Raw genomic sequence first — 19191 nt, 5'->3', positions numbered from 1 at the left:
TGAAAATTGAATGACAAGAGACTGTCAGAAAAATACTTAAACAGTCAAAAGGTAAAGACTTTGCTTTACCTTTTGATAGATTAATTTTAAAGTTTCATAAACTATATTTATGGTAGTTTTACTTTCCAGACCAATTCGCTGGACGCTTTTCAATGAAAGATTGAAGCCCTTCTTGCGCATCCTCTGAACGGAACAATAGATTTTGCAGTTCCCCTTCGTAACGAATCGCTGCATTTAATGGCATTTCTTTTCCATTCATAATGGATAGTTTAATGTTTTGTGCTGCATACGTTGCACTTTTAACCACCTTTTCAGCATATTCGAATGTCTTTTCTCTCATTTCCTCTTGTAGGAAAACACGATCAACTAATTTAATTTCCAATGCTTCCTGTGGCGAAAGCGTATCTCCCGTTAGATTCAAATCAAGTGCTTTCGAATGTCCAACTTGACGCAATAGACGTTGTGTTCCACCAGTACCTGCTAATACACCAAGTGTAATTTCTGGAAGACCAATCTTACCCGCTGCATCTCCCATGAAACGCAAGTCACATGCAAGGGCCATTTCGAGTCCACCGCCCACTGTATGCCCTTCTAAACAAGCAATCCAGATTTGCGGAGATCGAGCAATTTTATCAAGGGTTTCATTACAGAATAGGCAAAACTGCGTTTTAAAGCGTGGCTCTGCTGCTTTAAGGAAATTAATGTTTGCACCAGCTGAGAAAAATTTCGGCATATCACTCATTAAAATCGCTACTTTTATCTCCGTATCGAAACGAATATCATCAATTGCTGCATTTAACTCTCTGTAATAGTCCAGATCATAGGAGTTTGTTTTGTTCACATGAATGTGTACTTCCGCAATTCCATTTGCTTTCTTTACCGTAAGGTTTTTTGTTTCTGTTTCAACTGTCATTATAAATTCCTCCTGTTTTTTCTATTTTTATTTTTTATTGATTTAGTTATCTTTTTTAGATACCAAATAGATTTATTGGACGCTCACCAATGTAAGAAACGACACTCTTAGTTTCCGTGTATAAATCTAACGTCTCAGCACTTAACTCTCTACCGAAGCCAGATTGCTTGTAGCCGCCAAACGGAGTACCTGGGAATGCTGAAATCGGGTTGTTAATCATTACAACTCCTGCGCGGAGTCCCGCAGCAACACGATGTGCTTTTCCAAAATCCTTTGTCCAAATGGCAGACCCAAGACCAAAGATAGAATCATTCGCTTGCTTAAGAACCTCTTTTTCATCACTAAACTTCATAACAACAACTACTGGACCAAAAACTTCTTCTTGAGCTATTTTCATGTCATTCGTGACATTACCGATTATCGTAGGCATGTACCAATGGCCATTTTCAAACTCTTGACCCAGATCCTCTGGACGTTTTCCCCCATATAGGATTTCTCCACCTTCTTCAACGGCAAGCTTTACATAGCTATCAACAACTTTTTCGTGATCTTTAGAGATTAAAGCCCCCATATGTGTTTCTTTATTGAAAGGGTCTCCCACCTTTAATTTTTTCGCCTTTTCTATAAACTTTTCTAAAAACTCATCGTATATATTTTCATGGACAAAAAGTCTTGAACGGGCTTCACAAGATTGTCCTGTGTTATAGAAGATTCCATAGAGAGAACCGACTACCGCACCTTCAATATCACAATCATCAAAAACTAGATTCGGCGATTTTCCACCTAATTCAAGTGTCAAACGTTTTAACGTTTGAGATGCTCGCGCCATAATGTCTTTTCCTGTTTCCGTTTCACCTGTGAATGCAACTTTATCAACGCCTGCGTGTTCTGTTAAGTAAGGCCCAATTTTCGCTCCACTACCTGTGATAACGTTTACAACTCCTGGCGGAACACCAGCGTCCAGACATATATCTGCAAGTATATACGCTGTAAGTGGAGTATTAGATGCTGGCTTTAATATCACAGTACATCCAGCAGCTAAGGCAGGCGCCACCTTCCATGCAGCCATCATTAAAGGATAATTCCAAGGTATGATTTGTGCACATACTCCAACTGGTTCTTTTAATGTATAGTTGAAAAATTTATTTGGCATTGGATTCGTATCACCACCAAAAGTAGCAATCGTTCCAGCATAAAACTCAAAGTCTTCAATCGCTTGATTAATTTGACCTTGCGCTGCCGCTACAGTTTTACCTGTATCCAACACTTCTACTTCAACTAACTCATCAAATCGATCTCTCATAATTGCTGCAATTTTATTCAATATTCTAGCCCGCTTAGTATGAGCAGTCTTTGCCCACTTCCCGGTTTCAAATGCTGCTCTAGCGGCTTCAACCGCACGATTGACATCTTCTTTAGTTGCTTTAGCTACCTTGGCTAACAATTCACCGGTAGCAGGATTATGTGTTTCGAAAAATTCATTATTACTACTGTTTGAATAATCACCATTAATCATTAATTGATAAGTATCTTTTATCACGTATAATTCACTCCTTAGACTTTCTCAATAATAGTCGAAATTCCTTGACCTACACCGATACACATTGTTGCCAGCCCATACCTTACATCACGCTTTTGCATCTCATGGACAAGCGTCGTTAAAATTCTTGAACCGCTGCATCCTAATGGATGACCTAATGCGATCGCTCCTCCATTCACGTTAACTTTATCCATATTTAGACCGAGTTCATTAATACATGCAACCGATTGTGCTGCGAAAGCCTCATTGATTTCAATTAAACCAAGATCATCGACCGATAGCCCGGCTCTTTGAAGTGCTTTTTGAGTTGCCGGAACTGGCCCTATCCCCATATAAGATGGATCAACGCCACTTACAGCAGATGTAACAATTCGAGCAATTGGTTTTAAGTTAAGTTTATCAGCCAACTCTTTCTCCATAATGAGTACTGCGCTAGCACCATCATTAATGCCCGAAGAATTTCCTGCCGTGACTGTCCCTCCTTCTCGAAAAACGGGTTTAAGTTTCGAGAGCGCTTCCATACTAGCCCCCGGTCTTACATGTTCATCTGTATCAAAGGTTAGTGAGTTTCCCTTTTTTTGAGGAATTTCAACGGGTACAATTTCATCCTTGAATTTCCCACTTTCAATAGCCGTTGTTGCCTTTTCTTGACTTTGCAAGGCTAATTCATCTTGCTCTTCCCTTGAAACACCGTACTTATTTGCAACATTTTCAGCTGTCTCTCCAAGACTGATCGGCGGATATATCTCTGCTAGCCTCGGGTTAACAAGACGCCAGCCGATAGTCGTGTCGTGTAACGTTTGGTTCCCACGTGGATTTGATAATTGTGGTTTCATCATGACGTATGGCGCTCGGGTCATACTTTCTGTTCCACCCGCAAGAAATACATCTCCTAATTCGGCCTTAATGCCAGCGGCGGCTTGATTAATAGCATCTAACCCAGATCCACATAATCTATTAACTGTAACACCAGGAACCACTTCCGGAATGCCAGCAAGAAGCAATCCCATTCTTGCGACATTTCGATTGTCCTCGCCTCCTTGGTTCGCGCAACCGAAGTAGACATCCTCTATAAGTGACTTCTCAATATTTACTCGCGCTAATAACTGTTTCATGACATGGGCTGCTAAATCATCTGGCCGAACGTTTGTTAACGCTCCATTTACTTTTCCGATCGGTGTACGAACAGCATCAATAATGACCGCTTCCCTCATATTGAAAACTCCTTCGTTTTACGGTTTTGGTAGTGATAGAAACACCGATCTGTTTCTCCACCAACCCATCCTGCTTGTACGAGTTTTTTAATAAGAGGTGCTGGTCTATAGCGTTCTTCACCAAATTGCCTATGCAATCCTTGTAAAACTGCATAAATATCTTCTAATCCAATTTCTTCGGCCCACTCCAATGGACCTAAAGGATAATTTGTCCCTTGTTTCATTGCTGTATCAATCGCCTCTACATCAGCCGTTCCCTCCGTTAACGCGAAAGCTGCCTCATTAACAATTAAAGATAGAATTCTTGGGAAGACCAAACCTACTTCGTCTCCTACAACTTCGTTTTCTAATTTCAGTACCTGAAACGTTTCTTTGGCAACTTGTAAAAATTTAGGTTCCGCTTGAAAAGGTGAAGCAATTTCAACCAATTTCCCTTTATTAAAATTTGAGAAAGTCCCAAAGCCTATTAGCCTTTCAGGATGAATTAACCATGATGCTGCTTCTGTTGCGGTTACTTGCAATGTCGTAGTTAAAATTAAAGTATTTGAAGATACTAATGATTCGATTTCTTGGAGATTTTTTCTCTTTTGCTCTAAATTAAGATTGGTAGTTTCAATAACAACATCAATATGACTTTCAGAAAACTCATTGTAGAAGACTTCAGTATTCTCATTTTTAAGGAAACCTGAGAGAAGTTCTTTGGCTAGTAAATTTTCACCTACAATGATTATGGATTTACTAGTCATAATTATAGAATCCTCCTTTCGTTTTCCTACCTAAGCTACCTGACTGAACCATGCGTTCTTGGTAATAATGAGGTCTAAACCGGCTTTCACCATAAAAACTGGCATGTACTGATTGGGTAGTGGCAAAATTAACATCAATTCCAATTAAATCTTGAAGTTCAAACGGTCCCATCTTAAAATTACCTGCGCTTTTCATAATCCGATCAACTTGTTCCACACTTGCAACCTGATCATTCATGATTCGTAACGCTTCGTTATAAAAAGGACGAGCAACACGATTCACAATAAACCCTGGAGTGTCTTTACAAACGACAGGCTTTTTGTTCAATCCTTCTGCAAACTGAACAAGTACTTCAATCGTTTCCGGTGCTGTTTGCAGCCCCTGTACAACTTCAACCAAAGGCATAATTGGTGCAGGATTAAAGAAGTGGTACCCTGCAACTCTCCTTGGGTTTTCAATCTGCCCAGAAATTTCTGTAATAGATAGTGAGGACGTATTTGTCGTTAAGACTGTATCTTTTGCACAAATTTTTTCTAACTGTTGAAAGATGGAACGTTTTATTTCGATTTTTTCGGGTGCAGCTTCAATCACTAACTGACAATCTTTAAACATATTCATGTCGGTTGTTGTTTGCAATAGTTCTTTTGCAAGAATCATTTCTTCAGTGCTAATTTTTTTCTTCTCAACTAGCCGTTCCAACCTTGACCCTATGCTTTCTTTTGCTTTATCTACTGTTTCTTTGTCGATATCGAACAAAACCGTAGCACAACCGTTCTGAACCATTAACTGGGTAATGCCTGCCCCCATCGTACCAGAACCGATTACTCCCACTTTTTTAATATGATCCATGAGCATTCGACACCTTTCATTTATTCAGTAGGTTGCTCCTCCTGCCAACGAATATATTCGAAGACACTGTGGCAATGATTACAATAATATTGTCTAACTAACTGTGCTGTACCGAATGAAGAGATTTTTTCGACTTCCTCTGATGAACAGAATGAACACTCTACTTTTTTATCCGACATTGGTGACGGCTCCATCAGTTAGTAGCTCATTCACTTGTTTCTTATAATCTGACACCAGATTTGTATTTTCAGCAATCATTTTTTCAGAGGTTAATAGATCGTCTTTTTCTACTTTATTTAACCACTCTATTGTTTCATTAGTGGCATTCTCCAGTGCATATCTGAATTTTTTTGGAATAGACCCTTTATCATTCAAAAGCTGATTACACCAAGTCTCTGAGTAAATAAGGTGCTCCTGTTGTTCTTTTAACATTTTACTAAATGGCGGGTTTACTTCTTCGTTCTTTGCATCAATAATTGCACGCATTACTAAGTCAATTGCAACATTAGTTGTATATAGACCCGCAATCAGTTCAATCCAGTTAGTAATGTCAACATTTGTTGTAAACGCTTTACCCGTCTGATCCTTTATTTCGACTTTACTACCATTTAATCCTTTTAAATCATAAGCCCATCTATAAATTAATCTAGAATGCCCTAGTTCCTGTTGAGCCATGGCGACCGATGAAAGTGTTGATTCAAGAGTTGGTCCACTGATTCCAATCTCCACTAACCTGTCACCTAATATATATTTGTTATCAGCAATCGTTTCAGCCAGTTCAACTAAGGAGATGTTTTTATTGGTAGACATTCAATTCACCCCTTCCTTAGTAAATAATGGTTCCGGACTACGCACGTTAATAAATGCATCTTTCCGTACCACTTGCATTTCAACCCAATCTTCCTCATCATAAATGTGTTGAGCATAAACTTTTGCTAAATCATCACTAACGGCTTTAAACGAGCCAATTTGGATTAGATCATCTCCTCTTTTAATACGAGTGAAAAGATGATATTCAACTGGTTTATCCATCACGAGCTTACCCCCACACTTTTTAATATTTTTTTACCTTCCTCAGTTAGATTGTCAACTGTCCATGGCGGGTCCCAGACAACGTTGATATCAACATCATAGATTTCATCTTCCTTTAGCAATCTCTCTTTAATGTCGCTTTCAATCCACTGCATACACGCACATCCAGTTGACGTGTATGTCATTCGCACTTCCAAGCTATTATTATTTTTAGTAATCTCATAGATTAATCCCATATCAACAACACTAATCGGAAATTCTGGGTCCATTACTTCTTTTAATGCATCCCAATACTTTTCCGTTGGTACTTCTTTCATGATTACTTCACTCATCGATTAAGCCCCCTCTACTCTCATAGATTCTAACTCTTTCGCTCCCTTTTGAATTCTCTCAACAAATGCAACATTTTCTGGACCACGCTTTTTAAATCGTTGAATTACACCATCCCAAGTCTCAGGCTCATCGTACAACCACTTTCTATTTTCAAGATCAAATTTACAAGGAAAGGGTACATCCAATACATACGTTTCTTGGTTTTCATCATAATGAGCTGGAACATTAATCCCGATTGATTCGCAGAAAGGAACTGCAGTCGATAACCACTTTTGTCTTAGCTCATCATTTGTACTACCTTTTAATCTATAATCTAATTGTGCAGATCGACTTTTGAGATTATCTGCTACGCCGAAAAATTCAAGTGCCATCAAGAACATCCAATCTACAGCTTCTTGCACTTGTTTTGCTGTTTCAGGCTTTTTCATTCCGGCTTTCATAATAATTTCTCCATTTCTCAGATGAAACAGTTCCTCTTTATCTACTTTTACTAGAGCACGTTTCCAAGGTCCATATGATGTATGTTTGTGAGCATCTCCAAGTAACGTGTACCCAGCACGATCAAACAATCCATTGAATACTCCTAATTCAACCCAGTTATTTAACTTAAAATCAAAAGCGTATGGGTTTTTCCAACGGTTTGGATCCCGATCATAAAGAAGTTCTTCGACATTCTCTCCTAGATCTTCTAGTAAGCGGTAAGCAATGTGTGCGTGACCAATCTCATCTTGCATAACAGCTAAAGCTGTAATCTTATAATTCAAATTTGGCGCTTGCTCGTAAACCGTTAAAAGAGGTGGCACACTCAATAATTCCGTATCTCCTACAATCATTAATGTTTGCTTTAGTGCCTTTAAGTACTCATCGTTCATATCCTCTGTACGCTCAACCATAAAACCTTTTTTAACTTTCTCTTGTAAAACTTCAGCTTGATTTACGCTCACTAATAACACCTCGTTTTATATTATTATGTTTTTTGAATGATCGTCTATATTAAGTAATATAAAATATTTTAAATTATCTGTCAAGTGTCTACAAACGTTTTTTTGACGAACAAATACAAAAACATAATAAATAACCTTTACTTAAGCACACCCTTTAGATAAAAAATTATTTTCATCTTTCCTATTTTCTTATAAAAAAACGATGAACTTCGAGTAGAAGTTCATCGTTTTTTAAATTATACAGTGACGTTCTTTGTATAGATAATCTGTCCAGATTCTGATCGACTAATTCTATTTTCTTGCTCTAGATAATTTAAATGTGCTAGTGTCTCTGCGATTGCAAAACGCCATTGGTGCGGTGATAACTCTTTATGAGTAAAAACTAATTCTGCAATTTCAAATGCGGTTTTGGAGTTCGCAAGCTCTTCCATTTGAATTAATCGTTCCTTGTGGTGCGAAATAAGCTCATCAATACGCAAATTTAAGTTATCTATTAATTCACCATGTGCTGAATACACTTTTTTTACAGGGAGCTTTTTTATCTTTAAGAGTGAGTCTATATATTCGTGTAAAGGTTCTTGGCTAGATCCTGGCCACACACTTATATTAGGAGTTATTTTATCAAGTATGTGGTCTCCGGAAATAAGAATCTGTTCATCTTCTTGATAAAAACAAATATGACCAGCACTATGTCCAGGAGTATGAATAACCTTCCATATTTTCTCTCCAAATTCAACTTGTTCTCCTATTGGAGAAATAGTCGGTAATGGTAGTACATGGTTTGTTATATTTTCCATATGTTCTATAATCTTTTCACTTAATTGTTCTGGGACACCATAATCCAGTATCATTTTTTTCATATTGACTGTGTGCGAACTATTTTCTCCCCATACTCGCTGCATCATGTTCATATCAATTTCATGCATTGAAACCTGGGCACCAGTGAGTTGCTGCATCCAACCACAAAGCCCAGAATGATCTGGATGAAAATGCGTTAAATATATCGTCTTGATTTTACTCGGAGAGATACCTAGATGATCGAATACTTCTTCCCACGCTTCTCTCGCCGCCTGATAATTAAAGCCAACGTCGATTAATACATAGTTATTATTTTGCTCAAATAGATAACAGTAAACATATTTCATAGGGAAAGGTACTGGAATCCCAATGCGATAACCTCTATTTTCAATCTGTTCAATATTCATTATGACCCCTCCTATGAGTGCTTCCATTCTGGCTTACGCTTATCAAGGAAAGAATGTAGACCTTCTTGTGCATCGTTAGTTTTCATCAAATCATTCATGTAGATTTGTTCTACTTTACCAATTGTTTGGGCAAACGTAGTTGCCAGCGATTCACGGATCGCTTTTCTCGTAATATCGAGCGCGACTCTACTTTTTGACCTGAATGAACCTAGCAAACCCTCTAAGTAGTATTCTAGCTCACCTTCAGTGACCACCTCATTAATTAGGCCATATTCCTTCGCTTTTGCAGCTGATATCGTTTTTCCTGTAAGCAATAATTCCATTGTTTTATTTAACCCCATTAACAAAGGGAATATAGCGACAGATACGGGTGGGAATAATCCTAAATTTATCTCAGGTTGGCCAAACTTCGCCTTTTCTGTTGCAACTGAAATATCACAAAAACTAGCAATTTCACAGCCACCTCCAATTGCAGCACCTTCTACAACGGAAATTGTCGGACATGGTACTTTCGCTAATAGATGAAAGATTTTATGGAAAACATGAATCATCGGTTCAGCTTTCTCTCCAATATGATCTTCAATCTCTACGCCTGCTGAGAAAGCCTTTCCATCTGCTTTGATAACTAGGGCATGAGTCTCCTCTTTTGCAATAAGATGTTCTAATGCATCTACAATCTCTGTCATCATTTCAATATTTAACACATTTACCGGCTCTCTTTTTAATGTTAACCAAGCAACTTTATTCTCAATTTGAAAGTCAATCGCTTCATAATTTTTCATAGAAAATCACCCCTTAGAATTTCTTAAATTAATTGTTCTACATTCTGAGAAAGAGATTGATAAGATTGCTTCAACTCATTCATAAGTTGTATAAATAAATTCTCTACACTTACAATCGAATCAATTAAACCTACAGATTGACCTGCATGAACCCAACCCTCTTCTAAATTACCTAGTTTTGCACCTAGTTTATTCTTATAACCGTTAATGAACGGGAAGAGTTCTTCAAAAGTAAGCGCTCTCTTTTCTAATTGTAAAACATGATCAACATAGTTACTTCTAACAACACGATTTACCCCACCTATGCTTCGCTCCATAATAATCGTGTCTGAGTCCTTCGAGTTAACTAGCAACTGCTTGTAACTCTCGTGAGCGGAGCATTCTTTGGTCGCAATAAAACGAGTACCAATTTGAACGCCATCTGCCCCTAATACAAGAGCAGCTAGCATTCCAGAGCCACTAGAAATTCCCCCTGCCGCTACAACTGGTATAGAAACAGCTTTACTAATTTGCGGAATTAAACAAAATAATGTCAACTCATACGGGCTATTACGTCCCCCTGCTTCAAAGCCTTCACAAATAACCAGGTCTGCTCCTGCTATTTCAGCATTTTTAGCATGCTTAACAGTACCTACAACAACCATCACCTTCATTCCTAATTCTTTGAAAAAAGGAATATATGAACGTGGATCTCCAGAAGATAAACTAACAGCAGATATTTGACCTTTATTTTCTTTTATCACATCAAAGTATTCATTGTATGAAAAATGACCACTAATTGGAATGTTAACCCCAATAGGGAAAGGTGTTTTTGAAACAGCTAATTCTATTTCTTGCCGAAGCTGCTTTGGGCTCAACCCAGAAATAGCTATTTGGCCAAGCCCTCCTTCATTTGAAATAGCAGCAGCTAAATTCCCATCGCCAATTTGTGCCATTCCTCCTTCAATAATTGGATAACGTATATCGAGAAGCTTCGTAACGCGATTTCTTTTTAGAAGAACGTCCATTTTAAACACCCCTAAATTTAGCTGGACGTTTTTCACTAAAAGCTTCTAATGCTTCAACACGGTCTTCTGTAGGAATAATCACTTCGTACGCCTTTGCTTCAATCGCAAGTCCCGTTTTCACGTCAACATTACTACCATAATTAATTGCATACTTTGCTTGGGTGACTGCTAATGGTCCATTTTTCATGATCTCTTCAGCGAGTGCTACCGAACTGCTTTTTAACTCGTAATCATCCACCACTTTATTCAATATCCCAAAACTATAAGCTTGCTCCGCGTTTATTTTTCGTGCTGTTAAGATAAGCTCTTTCGCCCGCGAAGTTCCGACTAAACGGCTTAATCTCTGAGTACCTCCTGCACCAGGAATAATTGCCCAACTTACTTCAGTTAAGCCCATAGTCGCTTTTTTAACTGCATACCGGAAATCACAGACAAGAGCAAGTTCGAATCCGCCACCTAGTGCATATCCGTTAATTGCTGCAATCGTCGGTTGTGGTAGATCTTCAATCATCGTAAATACATCACGAATTTTATTTACATTTCTCCGTACTTCTTTTTCACTTAACGTACGTCTTTCTTTTAAATCAGCCCCCGCACTGAATGCTTTGGTGCCAGCACCAGTAAAAATCACCGCTCTCACTTCTTTATCTAACTTTATTTCTTCTACGATATTTTCAAGGTCTACCAGTGTTTCAAAATCAAAGCTATTTAATTTGTCAGGTCGATTGATTGTGACATACGCTAAATGATTGCTTATTTCTAATAAAACTTTTTTCATGGTATCCCTCAATTTACTTGAAATTTTAAAAACTAGTAGTAGGTACCCTAAGTGTAACTAAGGATTGTTACATATAAAGTTCTCTAAAAGGGTTAATGGCCTTATCTCGCTTGGCTTCTATTTCTTGATCAGGAGCAGGCTCGTAAAGTGATTCAAAGTATCTAACCGCAGGAATTGATATTAGTTGATGTATATTCCAAAATAATTCTCTTGCTTTTGCCCCAGACCACTGAGTTGGTAGTAAATCACGCGGAAAACCTGGGTCTTGAAATAGGAATTTCCTGTATTGATGGACGAGCGTTGTTCTTTCAATAAAACATTCAGTATCTGTTAGCGTGTTATCCATAGCTTTTTCACGTAACTCTTCAAATTTCCGAGTGAATTCCGCAATAAAAATATCGTATTCATTTGAAATAACTTGTAGATTCCATCCTTTGTTAATAATGCTTTCATTATCATGAGAGACGATGGAAGACGAACTAAACAAAAAAACATGATCTTCAATTTTATACGTATTGACCATCTCTAGTACTTGTTCTTCTAATGGATTGGGACTCACCCACGTACTATTAGAAATGGCACCAAATCCGGTCCAGTTTAATTCTTTGCGTATGACATTGCGGAGCTCTCGCTTTTCCTCTGGAAACGAATATGTAAGGATTCGCCACATCCCATCCCACGTTTGGCTTTGAGTCGTATAAACCCTCTTGATCCCATCCTCAATTCTTCGCTTTCCTAGTTCAGTTAAAGAATAATAGCTTTTATTTCTTATTTTTCTTACTTGCAATAAATTTTTCTGAACCATGCGAAAAATAGCTCCCCTTGAGGAAGATTCAGAAACCCCAAATTTATTCATTAACTGAATTAAACTACCAACCCAGACTTCTCCTCCATAATATTGGATGTACTCCCCGTATAACGTAAACATTAAAGATCTTGGTTTCAAAATAATTCACCATCCGTTTATAGATTGTTATTTTTTTCATAACGAAAGACTCCTTTCATTATAGAGGATAGTTATGAATTATGCATTAAACCAAGTCTTAGGGCTCTTATCAGTTGGTGGAACGTTTTCTGTTAAAATAGTTATAACGTCTTTTGGAATGGGTTCAGCTTTAATCTCTTCTGATGTTTGTTTAACCCAGCCCCTAAGTTCATATCCATGCGCCGTTCGAGTTTCTTCTTTGAATACTTCATGCTTTAATTTAATCGTTTTATTGTTAACCTCTTCCACCGTGCTACGTATCGTAATGACATCATCATATAATAACGGTTTTTCAAAGTTGCACCTTGCATCTAATAATGGAACGATGATCTGTCTTTCTTCTTCTAATTTGCTCGGTGATAAGTTACAGCTACGAAAGAATTGATGACCTGCAATATCAAACCATTTAAAATAGTTAGGATAATAAACAATTCCTGCTTTATCCGTATCACCCCAGTTAACAAGCACTTCAATCTCGTTAGTCCTCAAATTAACTCACCCCTTTTTTCCCTGTCCAAAATCCTTCTGGATCAATATCACGAATCACTTCAAGTTCTTCTTTCGAAGGGGCACCTGTTTCTTTTAAATTACTTGAAATTTTTACATTCCATCCTGTATTTTCTTTTACATGATCCACACTAACACTGGGATGAATAGAAATTAGTTCTAATTCTTTGCTTGTAGGAATTGGTCTCATTACTCCTAAAGTTGTAATTAATGCACCGATTCCGCCACGAGGAAGACCTTGTTCCTCACGCCAAGCTCCTCCACTCCCGTATCCAGGAGAAGTGATGTAATCCACTTTCTCTTTAAACCGACGTTTTTCATGATTCATAATGACAAGTAACCTTTTAGAAAGGGAAGCAATATCAGCAGCTCCACCGCTACCTGGTAGTTTAATTGTCGGATTTTCATGGTTTCCGATATAAGAAGTGTTGACATTCCCATATTTATCAATTTCTGCTCCGCCAATAAAGCCGCAATCTACATTTCCCTGTTGCATGAGGTACATCAAATGATTCGTCGTTGTACACCATTGAGCACCGCGAACATTTGGAGTGTCACCCATCGTGTAAAGTAACGTTTCAGATGGAAAATCTCGTACAATTCCACATTCATAAAACCCTACTGCGTTGGGAGCATGTGTTTTTTTAGCTACGGCAAATGCTAACATTGGTAAACGCATACCTACAAAAACAACCTCATGATCTTGAATCTCTCTTGCAGCTGATACAACCATTAACTCTTCTGTTGTATAGTTCAATTTTTTCACTCCTTTCTTTTATTCGGAGGCGTAATTTACCGGTGAAGCTAAATGTTCACCTTTTACTTTTAATTTTTCCATTCTCGTTTGACCGACTAAATCCAAATATTCTTGATGGGACCCTACACTCGTAACCCATTTATTGATCCAATCCGTAAAACCTTCTCTTGTTTTTGTTTCCACATGATATTCATGGAAAAATTCATGATCTCTACCATAATGCCCTTGTATTGGTGAAGGGTGAGAAAAGCCCGGGCAATGAACTACAGATGTCACTTTAAATCCGGGAACCAACACCCGATTGGGATCACTTTCAATTGTTTCCTTATCAACAATTTCCTCCGCTAAGAGAATTACTTTCTTACTGGCGAGTGCTGCGTCTTGCGCAACACCAATATTCCCCCATAAATGCGCATTCCCTTCTTTATCAGCTCTTTGCACGCCAAGTACTGCAACATCAGGGGTTAGAGCATGTACATATACAAGTTTTTCTCCCTCATACTCGTGAATTTTAAAATTTGGATTACTGGATAAAATACCTGTTCCCAAAAGGGATTTTGTTGGTAAGTAAGGTACCCCCATTGCTCCTCCAAGTAAAGCTAAACCTAATGAGAAGTTACTATGGTCTTCAATTTCAATTCTATGAGGTATCTCTTTTTCAATCGAGCGTCGATAATTATGACCTAACCCCGCACTAACATTTCCCGCCCAGGCAGCAGTGATCTTTCTTACACTCCCAGCTCCGATCAACATATCAAATAAGATGTCAGAGATAGGGGCTATTAAAGATAAATTCCTTTTTTCTTGTCTAATGATCTCATGAGCTACTGCAAAAGGAATCATTGGTTCTAAGCAAGCTCCTAAAACAACCGACTCACCGTTGTGAATATGAGTTTCCACTGCTTCTGTCAGAGTTTGTATTTTATCTCTCATGTAACATCACTTCCAATTCTTAAGAAATTGTCACACTGTTTAAAATGACGGTACCGGATTACCGATACCGCCATTTGTTCGCTCAATTACTGACCAGACCAATCCGCTCCACGCTTTTCAATGAAGGCTTGAAGTCCTTCTTGTGCATCTTGCGAACGGAATAATAGATTTTGCAGTTCCCCTTCGTAGCGGATTGCTGCATTTAATGGCATTTCTTTTCCATTCATGATCGATAGTTTAATATTTTGTGCAGCATACGTGGCACTAGATACTACCTTTTCAGCGTATGCTAATGTCTTTTCTTTAATCTCCTCTTGTGGGAAGACACGATCAACCAGTTTAATATCTAATGCTTCCTGTGGAGATAGCGTGTCACCTGTTAGGTTCAAATCAAGGGCTTTTGAATGACCGACTTGACGCAATAGGCGTTGTGTTCCACCTGTGCCTGCTAAAACGCCAAGTGTAATTTCCGGAAGTCCAATTTTCCCAGCTGCATCCCCCATGAAACGAAGGTCACAAGCAAGAGCCATTTCAAGTCCTCCACCTACGGTATGTCCTTCTAAACAAGCAATCCAGACTTGCGGAGAGCGAGCAATTTTATCAAGCGTTTCATTACAGAATAAACAAAATTGCGTTTTAAAGCGTGGTTCTGCTGCTTTTAGGAAATTAATATTTGCACCAGCGGAGAAGAATTTCGGCATGTCACTCATTAACACCGCTACTTTAATTTCTGTATCGAAGCGAATATCATCAATCGCTGCGTTTAACTCTTTGTAATAATCAAGATCATAGGAGTTTGTTTTATTCACATGAATGTGTACTTCCGCGATCCCATTTGCCTTCTTTACCGTAAGGTTCTTTGTACCAGTTTCAATTGTCATTATAAATTCCTCCTAAGTTTTTCGTTATGTTTTTGTTTCTTTCGTAACTAACTCATAATATACATAATGTTTGCACAATTATCAAACTATTAATTCTCTATTTTGAGAGATCACCGCTAACATTACCCAATATATCTCTACTATTCTCTTTTATACTTAGTTTTTTAACGAACGTAAAAAATACATAATTAATATATATAACGGATTCACTTTCTACAACGTCGCTGCATTTCTAAGAATATAAAATCACATTATACCCTGTCTTCTTATTGAAAATGACTTGACAGACTTTTAATAATATTTTATATTACTTATTATTGACGTTAGTTATATAAACGTAATACAATTAGACTGAAGAATTAGGAGGTTTTTAAATGGAGAGTAACAATATACATGACATTACAATTATTGGAGGTGGACCGACCGGTTTATTCGCGGCATTTTATGCAGGCATGCGCAACTCCTCTGTGAAAATTATTGAGAGTTTACCCCATTTGGGTGGACAGTTATCTGCTTTATATCCTGAAAAGTACATTTATGATGTAGCAGGGTTCCCAAAGGTTAGGGCACAGCAACTGGTAGACAACTTATCTGAGCAAGCATTACATTTCAATCCCACTGTTTGCCTTGATCAAATGGTTGAGAATTTAGAGGTATTGGAAGATGGCACTATTCGCCTCACAACAAACAAAGAAGAACATCTTACAAAAACAGTAATATTAACAGCGGGAAATGGGGCGTTTAAACCTCGTAAGATCGAGTTAGAACAAGCTGTAAAGTATGAGACTAGCAATCTTCATTATTTTATAGATGATCTTGAAAAATTCAGAAATAAAAAAGTACTCATTTCTGGGGGAGGGGACTCTGCCGTTGATTGGTCATTAATGTTAGAACCAATTGCCAGTAACGTAACACTTGTTCACCGGCGCGATAAATTCCGAGCACATGAATCAAGCGTAACCGATTTAAGGGAAAGTAATGTTGTAGTTAAAACCCCTTTTGTACCTATTAGCTTAAATGGTGATAACAATCAAATTCACTCAGTCAGCTTAGAGCACAAAAAAGATAGTACGATTGAAATAATAGAAGTGGATGACGTAATCGTAAACTATGGTTTCCTTTCTTCTCTCGGTCCAATGAAAAACTGGGGGTTAAACATTGAAAAAAATTCAATTGTAGTAAATTCTAAAATGGAAACAAATATTCCTGGTGTTTATGCTGCAGGTGATGTATGTACCTATGAAGGAAAAGTAAAGCTTATTGCTACTGGATTTGGAGAAGCACCAACAGCTATAAACAATGCAAAATCATTTATTGATCCAACTGCAAAAGTGCAACCGCTTCATAGTACGAGTGTGTTTGCTTAAAAATATGAATGGAGGCGAATATTTGTGGCAAATTTTACAATGGTTGATAAAGATACGTGTATAGCATGTGGCGCATGTGGGGCTGCAGCCCCAGACATTTTTGATTATGATGATGAAGGCATTGCAGAAGCCATTCTCGATAATAATCAAGGAGTTACAGAGGTTGACAGTGACTTAGAGGATGATTTGATGGATGCTTTGGATGGCTGCCCTACTGAATCAATCCAAGTGTCAGATCAGCCTTTTCGTTCTCATGCAAATATGAAGTAATTTTATTACTTCATTCCTATTAAAAAATCATGTATATTGCTTAGTTTTTTCCGTAAAAAATTTTCACACAAACAAAGGGTGACGGGGTATGTCCCAGTCACCCTTTGTCATTGTCATTATAATTATACTTAAAACTCAGAACACCTCTAAAAATGATACATTACGCCCCCCCTTGATTCTTTATTTTCCTCCTCTTCATCTTCTTCCTCTAGTTCTACGCCTGGCTAAACCAGCACTTATCCGATTATATATCTTCGCATTATCTCAAACAAATTCACCAATCTACCATAAAACTATGCATTGGCAACAAAACTGATACCCACGACAACGGCCGCACCCATTTTCCATCCTTCTTTCTTCCCTGACTCAGGTGATGACCATATAGCTGTCATCGTTCCCGCTATATAAGTACTGTGGAGATAGAACCAGGAAAATACCATTGTTCCCAGGCCAAAGCTGGAAATGCTGCTATTGTAAATTCACGCATTGTTAATATCTCTTACGTAGTCATAGACACGTTCGTAAACCCAACGCCTATTTTTACCTCCATTTTCATTATCCACACCACTTTTTAATATTATTTTATGTGCTATACACACCATCATAATTGCTCACAATTAATCAATGTCGTCAGAGTTAAATTATTTATTAACATAATCTATGAACTTAGAGATAAATACTTGTCTCTAACCTCTATATCAAATTCCTCCGATGCCCCATCAAAAACAACAGTTCCTTTATTTAAAATATAGACGTGGTCAGCTAGATCTGAAGCCATTGCCAAATTTTGTTCAACAAGGAGCATTGACAAGCCATCTTCTTTAAGTTGCTTAATGATTTTAATAACTTCGCTGACCATTAACGGGGATAAACCCTCAGATGGCTCATCAAGTAAGAGTAAATCTGGATTGGTCATAAGTGCTCTACCAATGGACAGCATTTGTTGCTCCCCCCCACTGAGTGTACCACCCATTGATGTTTCTCGTTCTTTTAATCTAGGAAACATGTCAAATATTTTCTTCATGTCCCATCCATCCCTAACAGGTCTGCTCGTCGTCAATAAATTCTCCTTCACTGATAAATTTGGGAAAATCCTTCTACCTTGAGGGACTAATCCAATACCTGCTTTGGAGACTTGGTAACTAGGTAAGGCTTGCATTTCTTTACCATTCAATACAACCGAGCCAGTTTTAGGAGGAACTATCCCCATAATTGAGTGAAGGGTTGTTGTTTTTCCCATCCCATTACGCCCAAGTAATACAGAAACTGAACCTTTCTTCACATGTAATGAAACATCATGTAATATATGACTTTCTCCATAATATGTTTGGAGATGTTGAACATCTAGCATTAGACTTCATCCCCGCTTCCAATATAAATTTTATTCACTTTTTCATCCGCTCTTACTTCTTCTGGGGTTCCTTCTACTAAAACACCGCCATCAAACAAAACGACCATACGATCTGCCAAACCAAAGACCACATCAAGATCATGCTCAATTATCATCAGGGTCAAATCTTTTGGAAGCTTATAAAGCAAGTCAACGATGTAGTCCGTTTCGGATTGTGACATTCCTGCAGTTGGTTCATCTAATAATAAAATAGATGGCTCTGTAGCAACGCCTAGTAAAATTTCAATTTGCCTTTGCTCACCATACGATAGATTCTTAACGATCGCATCCTGCTGATGAGCTAACCCCCATTTCTCAAGAAGTTCATAAGCTTGCTGATATAATTTTGGATATTCCTCAGTTCCGCGCGACTTAAACCAAACAAGTCCAAACCCTTCTTTTCTTTGTAGAACTAAAAGGAGGTTATCTAAAACTGATAACTCGTTCAGTAAATTATTCTTTTGAAATGTTCGAGCCATCCCATTGCGAACTCTTTTATAATTAGGTTGTTTTGTAATGTTTGTGCCGTAGTGGTAAATTTTACCCCGCGTCGGTTCTAAATCACCTGTTAATAGGTTGAAAAAGGTGGTTTTCCCCGCTCCATTTGGTCCAATAATTCCAATTCGCTCTCCTTTATTTACTTCAAGCGAGATGTCCCTTAAAATATGCAATCCACCAAAACTTTTACCAACTCCACTAATCGTCAAAATCTTTTTCTTTTCCTGGTCCAAGTAAAACACCCCTTATCCATTATCAC

General features: G+C 38.0%; 23 protein-coding genes. 2 read left to right on the top strand and 21 right to left on the bottom strand.

Features of this window, described 5'->3' with window-relative positions; genetic code table 11:
* Positions 1 to 118 precede the first annotated feature (118 nt).
* From ACHABW_RS09645 to ACHABW_RS09555, 19 genes are all read right to left on the bottom strand, one after another.
* Positions 119 to 913, bottom strand: a complete 795-nt coding sequence (locus ACHABW_RS09645) for an enoyl-CoA hydratase/isomerase family protein (protein WP_435755105.1) — start codon at positions 911 to 913, stop codon at positions 119 to 121.
* Between the two features lie 55 nt (positions 914 to 968).
* Positions 969 to 2429, bottom strand: a complete 1461-nt coding sequence (locus ACHABW_RS09640; RefSeq protein ID WP_435755152.1) for an aldehyde dehydrogenase family protein — start codon at positions 2427 to 2429, stop codon at positions 969 to 971.
* A 38-nt stretch (positions 2430 to 2467) separates the two neighbouring features.
* Positions 2468 to 3667: a thiolase family protein gene (locus ACHABW_RS09635; RefSeq protein ID WP_435755104.1), complete on the bottom strand. Its 1200-nt coding sequence runs from the start codon at positions 3665 to 3667 to the stop codon at positions 2468 to 2470.
* Positions 3664 to 4413: a 3-hydroxyacyl-CoA dehydrogenase family protein gene (locus tag ACHABW_RS09630; protein WP_435755103.1), complete on the bottom strand. Its 750-nt coding sequence runs from the start codon at positions 4411 to 4413 to the stop codon at positions 3664 to 3666. Before ACHABW_RS09630 ends, ACHABW_RS09635 begins: the two co-directional genes overlap by 4 nt.
* Positions 4406 to 5263 (bottom strand): 3-hydroxyacyl-CoA dehydrogenase NAD-binding domain-containing protein, encoded by an 858-nt coding sequence (locus ACHABW_RS09625; RefSeq protein WP_435755102.1) that lies wholly within the window; start codon positions 5261 to 5263, stop codon positions 4406 to 4408. The genes ACHABW_RS09630 and ACHABW_RS09625 overlap by 8 nt, the downstream gene beginning before the upstream one ends.
* A 20-nt stretch (positions 5264 to 5283) precedes the next feature.
* Positions 5284 to 5442 carry a PaaD-like zinc ribbon domain-containing protein gene (locus tag ACHABW_RS09620; protein WP_435755101.1) on the bottom strand — a complete coding sequence of 53 codons (159 nt, stop codon included), beginning with the start codon at positions 5440 to 5442 and terminating at the stop codon, positions 5284 to 5286.
* Positions 5432 to 6073, bottom strand: coding sequence for a Phenylacetic acid catabolic protein (locus ACHABW_RS09615; protein ID WP_435755100.1), 642 nt, complete (start codon positions 6071 to 6073; stop codon positions 5432 to 5434). The genes ACHABW_RS09620 and ACHABW_RS09615 overlap by 11 nt, the downstream gene beginning before the upstream one ends.
* On the bottom strand, positions 6074 to 6295 hold the full coding sequence (locus ACHABW_RS09610; protein ID WP_435755151.1) for a hypothetical protein: 222 nt from the start codon (positions 6293 to 6295) through the stop codon (positions 6074 to 6076). It abuts the gene before it with no gap.
* Complete coding sequence (locus tag ACHABW_RS09605; protein WP_435755099.1) at positions 6295 to 6627, bottom strand: metal-sulfur cluster assembly factor; 333 nt, start codon at positions 6625 to 6627, stop codon at positions 6295 to 6297. Before ACHABW_RS09605 ends, ACHABW_RS09610 begins: the two co-directional genes overlap by 1 nt.
* A 3-nt stretch (positions 6628 to 6630) precedes the next feature.
* A complete protein-coding gene (locus ACHABW_RS09600) occupies positions 6631 to 7521 on the bottom strand; it encodes a Phenylacetic acid catabolic protein (protein WP_435755150.1) in 891 nt (296 codons plus the stop codon).
* A gap of 287 nt (positions 7522 to 7808) precedes the next feature.
* Positions 7809 to 8777: an MBL fold metallo-hydrolase gene (locus ACHABW_RS09595; protein WP_435755098.1), complete on the bottom strand. Its 969-nt coding sequence runs from the start codon at positions 8775 to 8777 to the stop codon at positions 7809 to 7811.
* Between the two features lie 11 nt (positions 8778 to 8788).
* Complete coding sequence (locus ACHABW_RS09590; RefSeq protein ID WP_435755097.1) at positions 8789 to 9559, bottom strand: enoyl-CoA hydratase/isomerase family protein; 771 nt, start codon at positions 9557 to 9559, stop codon at positions 8789 to 8791.
* 23 nt (positions 9560 to 9582) lie between these two features.
* Positions 9583 to 10566 carry an NAD(P)H-dependent flavin oxidoreductase gene (locus ACHABW_RS09585; RefSeq protein ID WP_435755096.1) on the bottom strand — a complete coding sequence of 328 codons (984 nt, stop codon included), beginning with the start codon at positions 10564 to 10566 and terminating at the stop codon, positions 9583 to 9585.
* A 1-nt stretch (position 10567) separates the two neighbouring features.
* On the bottom strand, positions 10568 to 11344 hold the full coding sequence (locus ACHABW_RS09580) for an enoyl-CoA hydratase-related protein (RefSeq protein ID WP_435755095.1): 777 nt from the start codon (positions 11342 to 11344) through the stop codon (positions 10568 to 10570).
* Between the two features lie 67 nt (positions 11345 to 11411).
* Positions 11412 to 12290, bottom strand: coding sequence for a PaaX family transcriptional regulator (locus ACHABW_RS09575; protein WP_435755094.1), 879 nt, complete (start codon positions 12288 to 12290; stop codon positions 11412 to 11414).
* 78 nt (positions 12291 to 12368) lie between these two features.
* Positions 12369 to 12818, bottom strand: coding sequence for an acyl-CoA thioesterase (locus tag ACHABW_RS09570; protein ID WP_435755093.1), 450 nt, complete (start codon positions 12816 to 12818; stop codon positions 12369 to 12371).
* Position 12819: 1 nt separating this feature from the next.
* Positions 12820 to 13593: a CoA-transferase subunit beta gene (locus ACHABW_RS09565; protein ID WP_435755092.1), complete on the bottom strand. Its 774-nt coding sequence runs from the start codon at positions 13591 to 13593 to the stop codon at positions 12820 to 12822.
* Positions 13594 to 13611: 18 nt separating this feature from the next.
* Positions 13612 to 14526 (bottom strand): CoA transferase subunit A, encoded by a 915-nt coding sequence (locus ACHABW_RS09560; protein WP_435755091.1) that lies wholly within the window; start codon positions 14524 to 14526, stop codon positions 13612 to 13614.
* 86 nt (positions 14527 to 14612) lie between these two features.
* A complete protein-coding gene (locus tag ACHABW_RS09555) occupies positions 14613 to 15407 on the bottom strand; it encodes an enoyl-CoA hydratase/isomerase family protein (protein WP_435755090.1) in 795 nt (264 codons plus the stop codon).
* A gap of 374 nt (positions 15408 to 15781) precedes the next feature.
* On the opposite strand from ACHABW_RS09555, the gene ACHABW_RS09550 reads away from it, so the two are divergent.
* Positions 15782 to 16774 carry an NAD(P)/FAD-dependent oxidoreductase gene (locus ACHABW_RS09550; protein WP_435755089.1) on the top strand — a complete coding sequence of 331 codons (993 nt, stop codon included), beginning with the start codon at positions 15782 to 15784 and terminating at the stop codon, positions 16772 to 16774.
* A 24-nt stretch (positions 16775 to 16798) separates the two neighbouring features.
* Positions 16799 to 17044, top strand: a complete 246-nt coding sequence (locus ACHABW_RS09545; protein WP_435755088.1) for a ferredoxin — start codon at positions 16799 to 16801, stop codon at positions 17042 to 17044.
* A gap of 658 nt (positions 17045 to 17702) precedes the next feature.
* Here ACHABW_RS09545 and ACHABW_RS09540 read toward each other — a convergent pair.
* On the bottom strand, positions 17703 to 18395 hold the full coding sequence (locus tag ACHABW_RS09540) for an ABC transporter ATP-binding protein (RefSeq protein ID WP_435755087.1): 693 nt from the start codon (positions 18393 to 18395) through the stop codon (positions 17703 to 17705).
* Positions 18395 to 19165, bottom strand: coding sequence for an ABC transporter ATP-binding protein (locus ACHABW_RS09535; RefSeq protein ID WP_435755086.1), 771 nt, complete (start codon positions 19163 to 19165; stop codon positions 18395 to 18397). Before ACHABW_RS09535 ends, ACHABW_RS09540 begins: the two co-directional genes overlap by 1 nt.
* Positions 19166 to 19191: the final 26 nt, after the last annotated feature.

The sequence above is a fragment of the Salipaludibacillus sp. CF4.18 genome (genome assembly GCF_051262595.1).
GTDB lineage: Bacteria > Bacillota > Bacilli > Bacillales > Salisediminibacteriaceae > Salipaludibacillus > Salipaludibacillus neizhouensis.
Note: the sequence above shows the minus strand (reverse complement) of the source record. Positions and strands in the feature narration are given on the sequence as shown.